The sequence below is a fragment of the Microbacterium oxydans genome (assembly GCF_000956405.1).
GTDB classification, from domain to species: Bacteria; Actinomycetota; Actinomycetes; order Actinomycetales; family Microbacteriaceae; genus Microbacterium; species Microbacterium oxydans_C.
This window is the reverse complement of the sequence record NZ_JYIV01000028.1, coordinates 1-14,223: the sequence shown is the minus strand read 5'-3', so window position 1 is coordinate 14,223 and position 14,223 is coordinate 1. Positions and strand designations below refer to the sequence as shown.

Below are 14,223 nucleotides of genomic sequence, written 5' to 3'. Positions count from 1 at the left end.
CCGTCCCCTCGGCACCCGTCACACCACGACGGCCCGGAGTGCCCGATCGATCTCAGCCACCGCTTCGGTGAGCGGACCCGGCCGGCGCACCAGGTAGAGGGTGTTGATCGGCGGATCGTCGGTCTCGCGCAGAACGACCAGCCGACCGTCGGCGAGCTCCTCGGTGATCAGATAGGTCGGCAGCACCGTGATGCCCGCTCCGGCGACGGCTGCGGCGGCGAGCGCCCGGAGGTCGGACACGATCAGGGTGGGCTCGCGCTCGAGCCGAATGCCGAACGCATGCCGCCAGTACCGCCGCAGGATCGGCACGTCGTGGGCGTAGGCGAGAAGGGGGACGGTGTCGAGGTCGCCCGGTGCGAGCGCGGACGAAGGAGCCAGACCGAGGGAAGGGGCCGCGACGAGCACGAAGTCCTCATCGACGAGGGCCGCAGAAGGGAGGGCGCGGCCCTTCGGTCGGACGGCGGAGATCACGAGGTCGAGGCTTCCAGCACGGAGCTGATCGAGCAGGTCTTCCGCGAGCCCGGCGGCGACCGTGATCCGTTGCCCCTCCGCGATCATCGGCGCCAGCGCGGGCATCAGCACCCGCTCGACGAACTCTGCTGCACCGCCGATGCGCACCGGGGGAGCCTCGGTCGGCGACGGGCTTCCGAGGGCGAGAGCGAGGGCGTCGAGCGGACCGGACAGGCGCGCAGCCAGGTCATCGGCGCGAGGCGTCGGGAGGATCCCGCGCGCGTGACGGACGAAGAGAGGTTCCCCGATGCTCCGCTCCAGAGCCTGCAGCTGCGTCGTCACCGAGGACTGGGCGACCCCCAGCGTGCGTGCCGCCGCCGACACGGACCCGGAGCGGTGGGCGGCGAGGAAGGTGCGCCACAGGGCGAGGTCACGCAATCCATCGATATTCCGATCGCTCATATCGGAAATCTATCGGAATCGGATGCGAGAGTTGTCCGTTGTCCTCGATATCGCATCCGCACGGCGTCTGCCGTCTGACCCCTCTGGAGCACGCATGTCCTCTGTTCTCTTCGTCGTCACCGCCGCCCGCACCTGGACCCTCACCGACGGCACCGCGCACCCGACCGGTTACTGGGCCGAGGAGCTGCTCACTCCCTATCGCGCGTTGCGCGATGCGGGTCACTCGGTGTCGTTCGCGACCCCGGGCGGTGTCGCCCCCGTCGCCGATGCGTCCAGCCTCTCCGAGGGCGACGCCGAAGCGATAGCCACGATCGATCAGCTCGCCGCCCCGCTGGTCCTGGCCGACGTCGATCCCGCGGACTACGACGCCGTCTACTACCCCGGTGGGCACGGTCCGATGCAGGACCTCGCGGTCGACGAGGACTCGGCCGCGCTGATCACGGCGACGCTCGCCGCCGGCCGCCCGCTCGCGGCCGTCTGCCACGGATTGGCCGCCCTGCTTCCCGCCCGCACCGCGGCCGGAGAATCGATCGTGGCCGGTCGCCGCATCACCGGGTTCACCGACGAGGAGGAGCGCATCGGCGGCCTCGCCGACCGCGCCCCCTTCCTGCTCGAGAGCGAACTGCGTGCCCGCGGCGCCGAGCTCGACATCGCAGCCCCGTGGAGCGATCACACCGTGATCGACGGACAGCTCATCACCGGTCAGAACCCGCAGTCCTCGGCATCCGCAGCTCGGGCGCTCGTGGCCGCGCTCGCCTGATGAGCACGACCGGCGCCGCGACACTCGCCGCGCCGGTCGGGCGGTGCCCCTACGCGCGGCTCGCCTTCCCCTTCTTCTCCTTCTCGACCAGCGAGAGCGGATCCGCGATGTCCTCCAGCGACTTGCCCGCAGCGCTCACCCCGAAGACGCCGCAGACGATGCCGCCGAACATCATGATCGACGCACCGAGCACGTAGCCCCAGAAGAGCGGGCCGCGGTCGCCGCTCTCGGCGCTCTGCCCGATCAGGGCACCGTAGAGCACCGGAGCGATCGCGCCGACGAGCTGTCCGATCGAGAAGATGTAGGAGATGACCTGGCTGCGCAACTCCAGCGGGAAGATCTCGCTGACCGTCAGGTAGGCCGCCGATGCTCCGGCCGACGCGAAGAAGAACGAGGCACACCAGAACGCCGTGTGCGTCGCCGCGTTCAGCACTCCCGCGTTGAACAGGAAGGCGCTGACCAGCAGGATCAGTCCGGCGAGCATGTAGGTGCCGAACAGCATGCGACGGCGACCCCAGGTGTCGAAGAAGTGGCCGAGGATGAGCGCCCCCGCGAGGTTCCCGACCGCGAACACGATGAAGTACTGCGACGCCGAGGCCGGCGGGGTGTCGTAGAAGTTCTCCAGCACGAGCGCGTACGTGAAGAAGATCGCGTTGTACAGGAAGGACTGCGTCACCATCATCGTGATGCCCACCAGCGTGCGCCGCGGGTACTTCTTGAACAACACCTTCGCGATCACGAGGAACGGCACGCGGCCGTACTCCTTGACCGTGATGGCCTTGCTCTCGTCGACGGGCGGGATCGTCTTGCCCTCCTTGCGGATGCGCTCCTCGATCTCGTCGACGTTGCGCTCGGCGGCCTCTTCGCGCCCGTGGGTCATCTGCCAGCGCGGGCTCTCCGGGATGTGCCGGCGCATGTAGATGAGCAGCAGCCCGAGGATGGGCCCGAGGAAGAAGCTGAGCCTCCACCCGATGTCCTCGGGGAGGATGTCGGTGTTCAGGAAGAACACGTTCGCCACGGCACCCAGCGCCGCACCGCCCCAGTAGGTGCCGTTGATCGCGATGTCGACACGTCCGCGGTAACGGGCCGGGATGATCTCGTCGATCGCCGAGTTGATGGCCGCGTACTCGCCGCCGATGCCGGCACCGGCCACGAACCGCCAGATGTAGAAGAACCACGGCGCGAAGGCCAGTCCGGCGACCGCTGACCCCACGAGGTACACGGCGAGCGAGACGAGGAAGAGCTTCTTACGTCCGAGACGGTCGGTGAGGCGACCGAAGAAGAGCGCGCCGAAGACCTGACCGAGCAGGTAGCACGTGCCGGCGAGCCCCACCTCGGCTGGCCCCATCCCGAGGGTCGCGGCATAGCCGTTCGCGGCGACGATCTGCACCTCGAGGCCGTCGAGGATCCACGAGAAGCCGAGCCCGACGACGATCAACCAGTGGAATCGCGACCATGGCAGCCGGTCCATGCGTGCGGGGACGAGCGACCTGACCTCCTTGACGGCGGTGTCGGATGCGGACATGAACCCTCCTTCGTGCGGGACGTGCTTCCGTCCCCGGTCTGTCCTACTCCCGTCGCCGAGTTCGCCGCACCTACCTTGACCGAGGGGCCTCCGGGGCGCTACACGGTCGAATCGCGCAAATGGTTCCATCCCGGGCGGAGATGGAACCAGTTGCGCGATTCGAAGGGCGGTGTGTCAGCCGACGTGCCGCTCGTCCGGGCCGTCGTAGAAGGACAGGGGGCGGATCAGGGCGTTCGATCCGGCCTGCTCGATGACGTGGGCCGTCCACCCGGTCACGCGTGCCGCGACGAACAGCGGCGTGAAGGTGAGCGTGTCGAATCCGATCAGGTTGTAGGCAGGGCCGGAGGGGTAGTCGAGGTTCGGGTAGATACCCTTGCGCTCGACGAACTCCGACTCGAGCGCGTCGTACAGAGCCGCGACCTCCGGGCGGTCGTAGTGCTCCACCAGGGTGTCGAGCGCGGCCTTCATGGTCGGCACGCGGGAGTCGCCCTTCTTGTAGACGCGGTGCCCGAAGCCCATGATCTTGCGCTTCTCGGCGAGGGCCTTGTCGAGCCACGCCTCCACCGCGTCCGCCGATCCGATCTCGTCGAAGATGTGCAGCACGGCCTCGTTGGCCCCGCCGTGCAGCGGACCCTTGAGTGCGCCGATGGCACCGACCACGGCCGAGTAGATGTCGCTCAGCGTCGAGGTGATCACTCGGGCGGTGAAGGTCGAGGCGTTGAAGGAGTGCTCGGCGTACAGGATCATCGACCGGTTGAATGCGTCGACCACGACGTCGTCGGCCTCTTCCCCGAACGTCATCCAGAGGAAGTTCGCCGAGTAGTCGAGGTCGTCGCGCGGAGCGATGAGCTCCTGGCCACGACGGCGACGCTGACCGTAGGCGACGATGGCCGGCAGCGCGGCGAACAGCCGGATGCTGCGCGCCAGATTCTGCTCGGGGCTGCCACCGGCGTCGAGCACGGAACCGCCGGCCTCGGGGTCCGATGCGCCGATCAGGCTCACCGCGGTGCGCACCTCGTCCATCGGATGCGCCTCGAGCGGCACGAGGTCGATCGCGGCCTTGACGTTGTCGGCCAGGGCGCGGTGCTTCCGCTCCTCCAGCCGGAACGCGGCGAGCTCTTCCGGCGTCGGCAGCTCGCCGTTCCACAGCAGATAGGCGACGGCCTCGAACGGCTGCGTGTCAGCCAGCTCCTGCACCGGATAGCCGCGGTACAGGAGGCTGTTCGTCTCGGGGTTGACCTTCGAGATCGCCGTCGTGTCGACGACGACCCCCGCGAGGCCCTTCTTGATGTCCGGCTCGGTCATGGTCACTCCTTCGTGATGGTGAAGTTGAAGACGCCCGAGTCGAAGTGGTTGTACGACTCGTAGTCGATCAGCTCGTAGAGGTCGGCGCGGTGCTGCATCTCGCCGAGCTTCGAGGTCAGGTGCCCCTCGTCGTTCAGCGTATCGAGCGCACGGCCCGCCGCCCCCATCGCGATCCGGAGCAGCGACACGGGCCAGATGACCATGCGCACCCCGGCATCGCGGAGAGCGTCGACGGAGAACAGCTCGCTCTTGCCGAACTCGGTCATGTTCGCCAGGATCGGCACGTCCAGCGCCTCGGCCATGGCTTCGAACTCGCCGATCGTGCGCATGGCCTCGGGGAAGATCGCATCGGCTCCCGCGTCGACGAGCGCCTTGGCCCGGTCGATCGCGGCGTCCAGTCCCTCGACCGCCCGGATGTCGGTGCGCGCCATGATCAGGAAGTTCTCGTCACGGCGGGCATCGGCGGCCGCGCGGATGCGCTTGATCGCGGTGTCCTCGTCCACGACGGACTTGCCGTCGAGGTGGCCGCAGCGCTTGGGGTTGATCTGGTCCTCGATGTGCGTTCCCGCGAGGCCGGCGTCCTCCAGCTCCTGGATCGTGCGCGCGACGTTCATCGGCTCGCCGAAGCCGGTGTCGGCGTCGACGATCGCGGGGAGCTCGGTCATGCGGGCGATCTGCTTCGCCCGCCCGGCGACCTCGGTCAGCGTGGTGAGGCCGATGTCGGGCAGGCCGAGGTCGGCGGAGAGCACGGCGCCCGAGATGTAGACGCCCTCGAAGCCCTTCTGCTCGATCAGTCGGGCGCTCAGCGGGTTGAACGCGCCGGGGAAGCGCAGCAGCTCCCCGGAGGCGAGCCGTTCGCGGAACAGGCGCCGCTTCTCGGCGGGCGTCGTGGAGGAGTACAGCATCAGAACAGTCCCTTGGGGGCGTCGGCGTCGTCGAGCAGGCCGGGCTTTGCGACGATCGACAGCTCTCCGACCTCGGCGGCCGTGAGCTCGGGCAGACGCTGCACCAGGGCGAGGAACCGCTCGATCTCGGCGGGCTCGAGCACGGGCTCCGCGAGCAGGCGGAACTTCGCGATGTAGTTCTCCCGCGCGAACGGGCGCGCGCCGAGCGGGTGCGCGTCGGCGACGGCGATCTCGTCCACCACGGTCGACCCGTCGGTGAGGCGGATCTCGACGCGGCCGCCGAAGGCCTTCTCGTCCGGGTCCTCCGAGTGGTAGCGGCGCGTCCATTCCGCGTCCTCGGCCGTGGTGATCTTGTGCCACAGCGCGACCGTGTCGGCGCGACCGGCACGCTCGGGAGCATAGGAGTCGACGTGGTGCCAGCCGCCGTCCTGCAGGGCCACCGCGAAGATGTACGGCACCGAGTGGTCGAGGGTCTCGCGCGACGCGGTGGGGTCGTACTTCTGCGGGTCGTTCGCGCCGGAGCCGATCACGTTGTGCGTGTGGTGGCTGGTGTGGATGACGATGGACTCGATGTTCGCGGGGTCCCGCAGCGCGGGGTTCTGGAGACCGAGCTTGCGGGCGAGGTCGATCAGCGCCTGGGCCTGGTACTCGGCGGAGTGCTCCTTCGTGTACGAGTCCAGGATCGCGCGCTTGGGCTCGCCGGCGGCGGGCAGCGGCACGTCGTACGAGGCGTCCTTGCCGTCGAGCATCCACGCGATCACGCCGTCCTCGCCTTCGTAGATCGGCGCGGGGCTCGTCTGTCCGCGCATCGCCCGGTCGACTGCCTCGACGGCCATCTTCCCGGCGAAGGCCGGGGCGTGCGCCTTCCAGGTGGAGATCTCGCCCTTGCGGCTCTGGCGCGTGGCGGTCGTGGTGTGCAGCGCCTGGCCGACCGCCTGGTAGATCGTCTCGACGTCGAGGCCGAGGAGGGTGCCGATACCGGCGGCGGCGGACGGGCCGAGGTGGGCGACATGGTCGATCTTGTGCTTGTGCAGGCAGATCGCGCGCACCAGGTCCATCTGGATCTCGTAGCCGGTGGCGATGCCGCGCACGAGCGCCCGGCCGTCCTTGCCGGTGTGCTGCGCGACCGCGAGGATCGGCGGGATGTTGTCGCCAGGGTGCGAGTACTCGGCGGCGAGGAAGGTGTCGTGGTAGTCGAGCTCGCGTACGGCCACGCCGTTGGCCCAGGCCGCCCACTCGGGGCTGGTGCGGTGATCGAGCGCAGCGCCGAAGAGGTTGGCGCCGACGCCGCCGGTCGAGACGGGGTGGCTGAACGCCTGGGCACGGGCCGCGTTGATGGGCGCTCGGGTGAGGGATGCCGCAGCCACCGAGGCGTTGTCGATGATGCGGTTGATGATCATGTCGACGACGGGCTGCTCGACCTCGACCTCGTCGACCGCGACCTCGGCGATCTTCCAGGCGAGCTGATCCTCGCGGACGAGGTTCTCATCGCTGCGGTGCACACGGACGTGGTGGCTGACGGTCATTTCTTATCCTTCGCTGTTGCTGGAGCTGAGAGAGTCGAGGATGCCCGTGAGCGCATTGTGCAAGTGCACGTGCGTGGCGTGGGCGGCGAGGTCGCCGTCGCGGGCGGCGAGCGCTTCGGCGATGGTGCGGTGCTCGGCGGCGGAAGCGGCGAGCCGGGCGGGCTTGTCCCTGGCCATCCGGCGCACGCGCACGAGGTGGGTGCGCACGGTGCGCAGCGCGGAGGCGATGTAGTCGTTGGCGACGGCCGCGTCGAGGGCCGCGTCGAAGCGGGCGATCAGCGCATAGTAGGCATCGCGACCCTCGACGGCATCGAGATCGACGTGCGCGAACTCGTCGGCGAGGGAGGCGAAGAGACCGGCGTCGCCCCTGGCTGCGGCGAGGCGTGCCGAGGTCTCCTCGAGCGCGCGACGGATCTCGAAGAGGGAGCGGATGTCATCCGCATCCAGGTCTGCCACGACGGTGACGCGTGCCGACTGCTGCACCACGAGACCGTCGGCGATCAGGCGACGCAACGCCTCGCGCATCGGCGTGCGGCTCACCCCCAGGCGCTCGGCCTGCTCGACCTCGCCGAGCACGAAGCCTGCGGGCAGGGCTCCGGACTGGATGCCGTCGAGCAGCGCCGCATACGCGCGGTCACCCGCAGAGGTGCGTTCAGCGACGAAGCTCATCGCTTCAGTGTATACATAAAAAGGCTCTCGCGAGTTATGCATCCCCCGGGGAGGGCTTCTCGTATACATTCTCCGCAGCAGGGATCGGTTCGATGAACTCCGGAGGGACGGGCTCGCCGAGCTTGACCACCACGACACCCACGAGCACGAGGACCCCACCGAGGGCCTGCAGCAGATCGGGGAGCTGCCCGAGGAGCAACCACCCGAACAGGAGCGCGGCCACGACCTCGGCCAGCGCGACGAACGAGGCGAGCCGAGACCCCAGCATCCGCGTCGAGGCGATGCCGAGCAGGTAGGCCAGGGCCGTCGCCACCACCCCCATCGCCAGCACCGGGACGAACCAGGGCACACTGCCGAAGCGGTACGCGATGTCATCGGTCGTCCATGCGATCGGCAGCACGCCGAGAGCACCGGCCGCGGTGAGCCCGAGCGCACCGAGAAGCAATCCGCTGCCGGCGAGCGCGAGGGGCGGGAGTCCCGTGTCAGCCTTGGCCGAGAGCACGAAGTAGGTCGCAGCCCCCACCATGGCTCCGAGGGCCCACAGGATGCCGGCCACGTTGACATCCGCTCCCGTGACGATGTCGAGCATCAGCACGAGCCCGACGAAGGCGACGGCCGCGCCGATGAGACTCTTGCGGCTCGGCCGCTCTCCTCGCCGAAGCCAGAGCCACAGCAGCACTGCGACCGGGGCGGTGTACTCGATGAGCAGGGCCAGCCCGACGTCCATGACCGCGACGGCCTGGAAGTAGAAGAGCTGGGTCGCGGTGACCGCGAGCAGCCCGTACGCGAGGATCATGCCCGCATTGCAACGGAGCAGCCCCCACCGCCCCCGCAGCGACAGGATCGTGGGGATGAGCAGCACGAGAGCGGCGACCCAGATGCGGGCAGTGACGGCAGCGCCGGGACTCCACCCCGCATCGATGAGCCCCCTCGCCCATCCGCCCGACATGCCGAAGGCGAAGGCCGCGGCCAGGGCGAGCGGCAGCCCCAGACGCATCCGGCTCGCGGTGTCCACGGCCGCGTCATTGCTCACCTTGCTCATGGTCGATGACGCTACTCCCGCGCGATGTAACATGTCAATATGATCTTCACCGATGACACGGAAGAGGCTCTGCGCTCTGCGGTCTGGCTCGTGAACTCGGCGGAGCAGCCGGACACGCTCACCGACGTCGACGACGAAGATGCATTCCTCCGCGAGTTCCCCTACACCGGCCGCCTGGACCGAGACGAGGCGGAGGTCGATTCCCTTCGCAGCCTGCGCCCCCGACTCCGCGCGATGCTGCTGGCGCCGCGCGACGAGATGGCTGCGCACGTCAACGACGCCCTTGCGGAGTCCCGGCTCACCCCCGCGCTGCGTCGCCACGACGGCATCGACTGGCACCTGCACGCCGTCGCCGACGAGCACCCGTTCGCCGAACGCATCCTGATCGAGACCGCGATGGCCCTGATCGACGTGATCCGCACCGACGAGGGCTCGCGCCTCAGCGTCTGCGAGGACGACACGTGCGAGGCCATCGCCCTCGACCTCTCCCGCAACCGCTCGAAGCGGTACTGCTCCACCACGTGCGCGAACCGCAACGCCGTCGCCGCCTACCGCGCGCGTCGCGCCGAGGCCTGAGCCTGATCCGGCGCAGGAGCTTCCGCCGACTCGTCCACGCCGACACCCGCCATTCGCGGACGGGAGTGCTTCCGCCAGGCCAGCGGTGAACGACCGAAGCGCCGGCGGAAGGCTCGCGAGAACGCCGCCTCGGATTCGAACCCGACCGCGTGCGCGACGGCGCCGACCGCCATCGCCGTGGTCTCGAGAAGATTCGAGGCCGCTCGCATCCGACGCTCCGCGACGTAGGCGGCAGGCGACTGACCGACGACGGCGGTGAACCGATGGGCGAAGGCAGACCGTGACTGGTGCGTCAGGGCTGCGAGGTCGTCGACCGTCCACGGACGCTCGGGGTTCCGGTGGATCGCCGCCAGGGCCGGCGCGAGGGTCTGGTCGAGCGCTGTGGCCAGCCACCCCGGCTCGACCTTGTCGGAGGCCGACCACTGCCGCAGGGCATGGATGAAGACCAGGTCCAGGATGCGCGAGATCATGATGCACGCGCCGGGTCGGCGCTGTCCGAGCTCATCGAGCAGGAGTCGCAGGCTCAGCGCCAGCCATTCATTCCCCGGCCGGGCGGCCGATATGTGCACCACCGGGGGCAGAGCAGCCATCGAAGGACCGCCCAGCTCGCTCTGCGCGCGGAACTCGCCGGTGACCCAGCCCGGCGCCGCCACCGCGCCGGTGCTGCGGTCGGACTCGGCCAGACCGCGGGCGGGAACCGTCGAATCGGCGGTGGCGATGCTGTGCGCCAACCCCTGACGGACCAGCACGAAATCGCGGGGCTCGAGCACGATCGGCATCTCCTGACCATCGACCCGGACGATCAGCCGCGCGTCGACGGCGAAGTGCACTCGGGTGACGCCTGAGGGGATGGCCACGTGGAACGGAACGGGCGGCGCGTAGAGCATCGCATCCCGTCCGTCCAGGCGAGCGTGCAGCAGTGCTTCTGAGAGCGCGTCCACAGCATGATCAGAAGTCGATGCAGGATCGGCATGTTTTCGCAGGTCGTCAGTCATGGTTTTTGCCCCAGAGTCCAGCCTACTCTCTTGTTGGTTCCAGACCAGGAACCATCCGGAGGTCGCGCGCGCACGCACGAGCGACCGAGAAGACAGGAGACGAACATGTCCGACAAGCCCGCCATCGTCCTGGTCCACGGCTTCTGGGGAGGCGCAGCGCACTGGGGCCCCCTGATCCTCGAGCTCCGTCGCCGCGGCTACGACGACCTGCACGCGGTCGAGAACCCGCTCACCTCCCTCGCCGACGACGCGGAGCGCACACAGAAGATGGTCCGCCAGATCGACGGTCCCGTCCTGCTCGTCGGGCACTCCTACGGCGGCGCCGTCATCACGGAGGCCGGCGACCTGCCCAACGTCGTGGGCCTCGTCTACGTGGCGGCGTTCGCCCCCGATGCCGGCGAGAGCGCCGGACAGATCACTGAGGAGAACCCGCCCGCCGCGGTCGACGCCATCGCTCCCGACTCGGATGGCTACCTCTGGATCGCCCAGGACCGCTTCCACGAGAGCTTCGCCCAGGACCTCTCCGCCGACGACGCGCTGGTCATGGCCGTCACCCAGAAGGCCCCCCTGGGGTCGACGTTCGGTGACACCGTGACGGCGCCCGCGTGGAAGGCGAAGCCCACCTGGTACCAGGTCTCGACCGCCGACCGGATGATCCACCCCGACAACGAACGACGCATGGCGGCGCGCATGAACCCGCGTCAGATCGTCGAACTCGACGCGAGCCACGCCTCCCTCGCGTCGCAGCCGGCCGCGATCGCCGACCTCATCGACGTCGCGGTCTCGGAGTCGACCGCGAGCTGATGCGAGCGTAGGGCGGGTCGCGCCGAGGCCCCTCACTTTCGAATCGCGCGAATGGTCGTATCCGACGCTCTGATCCAACCATTCGCGCGATTCGAAGGGCCGGCCCCTCTGGACGCAACCTGTCATAACAGGTAGGGTGAACCTGTCATTACAGGTTGCGCAGCGCCGCAGCGCCCGTTACGAGGAGCACCGATGCCCGAGTTCCACACCCCGCCGATCTCTCCCCTGGCGATCGCCTTCGATGCCGAGAAGCTGACTCTCTCTCCCGAAGGACCGACCCTCACCCGGCGGATGTCCGACCTCGAGGGGCTGTTCCTCGACGCAGAGGCCTGGGCCGCGGCATCGACCGGCGAGAACCCCGTGGTCTACACCGTGGTCAGCTCCCCCGTGCCCGAGATCGATCGCGAGCTGCCCCAGTCGATCACCACGATCATGCCCGGCGACACGAGCGGTGAGCTCTGGATGACCAAGGGGCACCAGCACCCGAACCACCAGGGCGAGATCTACCTGGCTCTGAAAGGTCGGGGCGGTCTGCTGATGTTCGACGGCGAGCGCACCGAATGGCTCGACATGCTGCCCGGCACGATCGGCTACATCCCCCCGGGGTGGGCGCACCGCTCGGTGAACACCGGCGACGAGCCGTACTCCTTCCTCGCCGTGTACCCGGGCGGGGCTGGTCACGACTACGGCTGGGTGCTGGAGCACGGCATGGGCTCGCGTGCGTATCGCTCGCCCGAGGGCGTCGAGCTGCGCCCCTACGGGGAATAGGCGCCGCCGTGATCATCGCGCACGACCTGGGCACGACCGGGAACAAGGCGTCCCTGCACCACGACGATGGCCGGATCGTCGCCTCGGTGACCGTCGCCTACCCCGCGCACTTCGCCGCGGGCGGCGTGGCCGAGCAGAACCCGGACGACTGGTGGGACGCGGTCGTCGCCGCCACACGCGACCTGATCGCCCGCACCGGCACGGCGACGACCGACGTCGCCGGACTGGTGGTGAGCGGGCAGATGATGGGCGCCGTCCTCCTCGATGCCGAGGGCGAGCCCGCCCGTCCGGCGATCATCTGGGCCGACACGAGAGCAGGGGCGCAGCAGCGCGAGCTCGAGGAGGCGATCGGCGCCGAGCGCGCATACGGAATCCTGGGGCACCGCCTCAACCCCACGTACTCGGTCGAGAAGATCATGTGGGTGCGCGACAACGAGCCGGACACCTGGGCACGCGTACGCCGGGTGTGCGTCGCGAAGGACTTCATCGTGCTGCGCCTCACCGGGCGGCTGGCGACCGACCGGTCCGACGCGTCCGGCACCAACGCCTACGACCAGGCCGCCGGCACGTGGTCGGACGAGGTGCTCAGCGCCGCGCGTCTCGACCGTGCACTGTTCCCCGAGATCCTGGAGTCGACGCAGATCGCGGGATCGCTGACCGACGCCGCCGCCAGCGCCCTCGGGCTGCACACGGGCGTGCGTGTGGTCATGGGCGGCGGTGACGGTCCGCTCGCGGCAGTCGGATCGGGCGTGGTCGCACCGGAGGACGGCGCCTACGTGTGCCTCGGCACCTCGTCGTGGATCTCGTTCGCGGCGGATGCTCCGCTGCACGACCCGGGGATGCGCACCTTCACGTTCGACAACGTCGTGCCCGGATCGTTCGTGCCCACGGCGACCATGCAGGCCGGCGGGGCCTCCGTGCAGTGGATCGCCGAAGCCCTCTCCCCCGACCCCGCGCATCCGGAGACCGGACGACTGACGGCCGAGGCCTCCGCCGACGTCGACACCGACGACCTCTACTTCCTCCCGTACCTGCTCGGTGAGCGCTCCCCGCTGTGGGACCCGGATGCCCGTGGCGCGTTCGTCGGTCTCTCGCGGCACCACGGCCGGGCCCACCTCGTTCGCGCCGTGCTGGAGGGCACCGCGTTCAACCTGCTCAGCTGCATCCAGGCATTCCGCGCCTCGGGCGCCGTGATCGACCGCATCGATGCGGTGGGCGGTGGAGCGCAGAGCGACGTGTACCTCTCGGCGCTCGCCGACGTCTGGGGAGTTCCCGTTCGTCGCCGCACGATCGTCGAGGAGGCGAACAGCCTGGGAGCTGCCGTGACCGCCGCGGTCGGACTCGGGATCACCGACTTCTCGGCAGCCCGCGCGCTCAGCGAGGTCACCGCCGAGTTCACCCCGGATACCGGCCGCCATGCCGTGTACACCGAACGGCACGCGCGGTTCACGGATGCCTACGCGGCCCTCGCGCCGTGGTTCGCGGGACGGCCGCGCTGATGGCTGTGATCCTCGTCACCAGCCGATCCTTCTCGGACGGCGACCTCGATCTGGTGGAGCGGGCAGCGCAATCCGGACACCGCATCCTCCGCGGGCCCGCGCACCACGACATGGACGAGCTGCGGTCACTGCTGCACGGCGCCGATGCCTGGATCGCGGGAACCGGCGCCATCACCGATGCGCACCTCGCCGCAGCCCCGAAGCTCAAGATCGTCGCCCGCTACGGAGTGGGCACCGAGTCGGTCGACCTCGCTGCCGCGCGCGATCGCGGAATCCCCGTGACGAACACCCCCGGCGCGAACGCCGACGCCGTGGCCGATCATGCGGTCGGTCTCATGCTGGCCGCGCTGCGGTTCGTGCCGGACGGCGACCGCCGGGTGCGCGCGGGCGACTGGGGCGTGCGGCGCGGACGGGAGCTCGGCGCCGCCACGGTGGGCATCGTCGGCTTCGGCCGAATCGGCCAGGGTGTCGCCGCGCGCCTGAGCGGCTTCGGCCCGCGCGTGCTCGCCGCCGATCCGTTCGTGCCCGACGACGCAGTGCGGGCGCGGGGGGCGGAACCCGCCTCGGTCGACGATCTGTTCCGCACGGCCGACGTCATCACGCTGCACGCCCCCGGGGGCCAGCGACTCGTCGATGCGGAGCGCCTCGTCGGCATGCGGCCGGGGACCGTGCTGGTCAACACCGCCCGCGGCGACCTGATCGACGAGGCAGCGGTGGCGCAGGCACTGCATGACGGCACGCTCGCCGGCTACGCGGCAGACACCCTCGACGGAGACACCGCCGCGCACGAGAGTCCCCTGCTCGCGCCGGAGCTCGCCGACCGGGTCATCGTCACCCCGCACCTCGGCGCACAGACCACCCAGGCGGTCGACAACATGGGCTCCCTCTCGCTCGCCGACGTGATCGCCGTCCTCTCGGGCAGCGAGCCCGCCCACCC

General features: G+C 69.6%; 14 protein-coding genes. 6 read left to right on the top strand and 8 right to left on the bottom strand.

Going from position 1 to position 14,223, the window contains the following annotated elements; translation table 11 throughout:
* Positions 1 to 18 precede the first annotated feature (18 nt).
* Positions 19 to 912 carry a LysR family transcriptional regulator gene (locus RN51_RS12560; RefSeq protein ID WP_045264404.1) on the bottom strand — a complete coding sequence of 298 codons (894 nt, stop codon included), beginning with the start codon at positions 910 to 912 and terminating at the stop codon, positions 19 to 21.
* A gap of 94 nt (positions 913 to 1,006) precedes the next feature.
* On the opposite strand from RN51_RS12560, the gene RN51_RS12555 reads away from it, so the two are divergent.
* The gene (locus tag RN51_RS12555; RefSeq protein WP_045264403.1) at positions 1,007 to 1,672 is read left to right on the top strand and encodes a type 1 glutamine amidotransferase domain-containing protein; all 666 of its coding nucleotides are present in this window, start codon (positions 1,007 to 1,009) and stop codon (positions 1,670 to 1,672) included.
* A gap of 49 nt (positions 1,673 to 1,721) precedes the next feature.
* Here RN51_RS12555 and RN51_RS12550 read toward each other — a convergent pair whose 3' ends face one another.
* From RN51_RS12550 to RN51_RS12525, 6 genes are all read right to left on the bottom strand, one after another.
* Positions 1,722 to 3,197, bottom strand: coding sequence for an MFS transporter (locus RN51_RS12550; RefSeq protein WP_045264402.1), 1,476 nt, complete (start codon positions 3,195 to 3,197; stop codon positions 1,722 to 1,724).
* A gap of 174 nt (positions 3,198 to 3,371) precedes the next feature.
* Positions 3,372 to 4,502, bottom strand: a complete 1,131-nt coding sequence (locus RN51_RS12545; RefSeq protein WP_045264401.1) for a bifunctional 2-methylcitrate synthase/citrate synthase — start codon at positions 4,500 to 4,502, stop codon at positions 3,372 to 3,374.
* A 2-nt stretch (positions 4,503 to 4,504) separates the two neighbouring features.
* Positions 4,505 to 5,407, bottom strand: coding sequence for a methylisocitrate lyase (prpB, locus tag RN51_RS12540; protein ID WP_045264400.1), 903 nt, complete (start codon positions 5,405 to 5,407; stop codon positions 4,505 to 4,507).
* The gene (locus RN51_RS12535; RefSeq protein WP_045264399.1) at positions 5,407 to 6,933 is read right to left on the bottom strand and encodes an MmgE/PrpD family protein; all 1,527 of its coding nucleotides are present in this window, start codon (positions 6,931 to 6,933) and stop codon (positions 5,407 to 5,409) included. The genes prpB and RN51_RS12535 overlap by 1 nt, the downstream gene beginning before the upstream one ends.
* Positions 6,934 to 6,936: 3 nt before the next feature.
* Positions 6,937 to 7,602 carry a GntR family transcriptional regulator gene (locus RN51_RS12530; protein WP_045264398.1) on the bottom strand — a complete coding sequence of 222 codons (666 nt, stop codon included), beginning with the start codon at positions 7,600 to 7,602 and terminating at the stop codon, positions 6,937 to 6,939.
* A gap of 34 nt (positions 7,603 to 7,636) precedes the next feature.
* Entirely contained in the window at positions 7,637 to 8,644 is a 1,008-nt protein-coding gene (locus tag RN51_RS12525; protein ID WP_045264397.1) for an EamA family transporter, read from the bottom strand.
* 39 nt (positions 8,645 to 8,683) lie between these two features.
* On the opposite strand from RN51_RS12525, the gene RN51_RS12520 reads away from it, so the two are divergent.
* Positions 8,684 to 9,220, top strand: a complete 537-nt coding sequence (locus RN51_RS12520) for a CGNR zinc finger domain-containing protein (protein ID WP_045264396.1) — start codon at positions 8,684 to 8,686, stop codon at positions 9,218 to 9,220.
* Here the strand turns inward: RN51_RS12520 and RN51_RS12515 are convergent.
* Positions 9,193 to 10,161 (bottom strand): AraC family transcriptional regulator, encoded by a 969-nt coding sequence (locus RN51_RS12515; RefSeq protein ID WP_052674714.1) that lies wholly within the window; start codon positions 10,159 to 10,161, stop codon positions 9,193 to 9,195. The two genes, RN51_RS12520 and RN51_RS12515, sit on opposite strands and share 28 nt — an antisense overlap.
* Positions 10,162 to 10,320: 159 nt before the next feature.
* On the opposite strand from RN51_RS12515, the gene RN51_RS12510 reads away from it, so the two are divergent.
* From RN51_RS12510 to RN51_RS12495, 4 genes are all read left to right on the top strand, one after another.
* Positions 10,321 to 11,019 carry an alpha/beta hydrolase gene (locus RN51_RS12510; RefSeq protein ID WP_045264395.1) on the top strand — a complete coding sequence of 233 codons (699 nt, stop codon included), beginning with the start codon at positions 10,321 to 10,323 and terminating at the stop codon, positions 11,017 to 11,019.
* Positions 11,020 to 11,211: 192 nt separating this feature from the next.
* Positions 11,212 to 11,787 (top strand): glucose-6-phosphate isomerase family protein, encoded by a 576-nt coding sequence (locus RN51_RS12505; protein ID WP_045264394.1) that lies wholly within the window; start codon positions 11,212 to 11,214, stop codon positions 11,785 to 11,787.
* An 8-nt stretch (positions 11,788 to 11,795) separates the two neighbouring features.
* Positions 11,796 to 13,286 (top strand): xylulokinase, encoded by a 1,491-nt coding sequence (gene xylB / locus RN51_RS12500; protein WP_045264393.1) that lies wholly within the window; start codon positions 11,796 to 11,798, stop codon positions 13,284 to 13,286.
* On the top strand, positions 13,286 to 14,223 hold a 938-nt coding region (locus RN51_RS12495), incomplete at its 3' end, for a phosphoglycerate dehydrogenase (protein WP_045264710.1). The genes xylB and RN51_RS12495, both read left to right, overlap by 1 nt.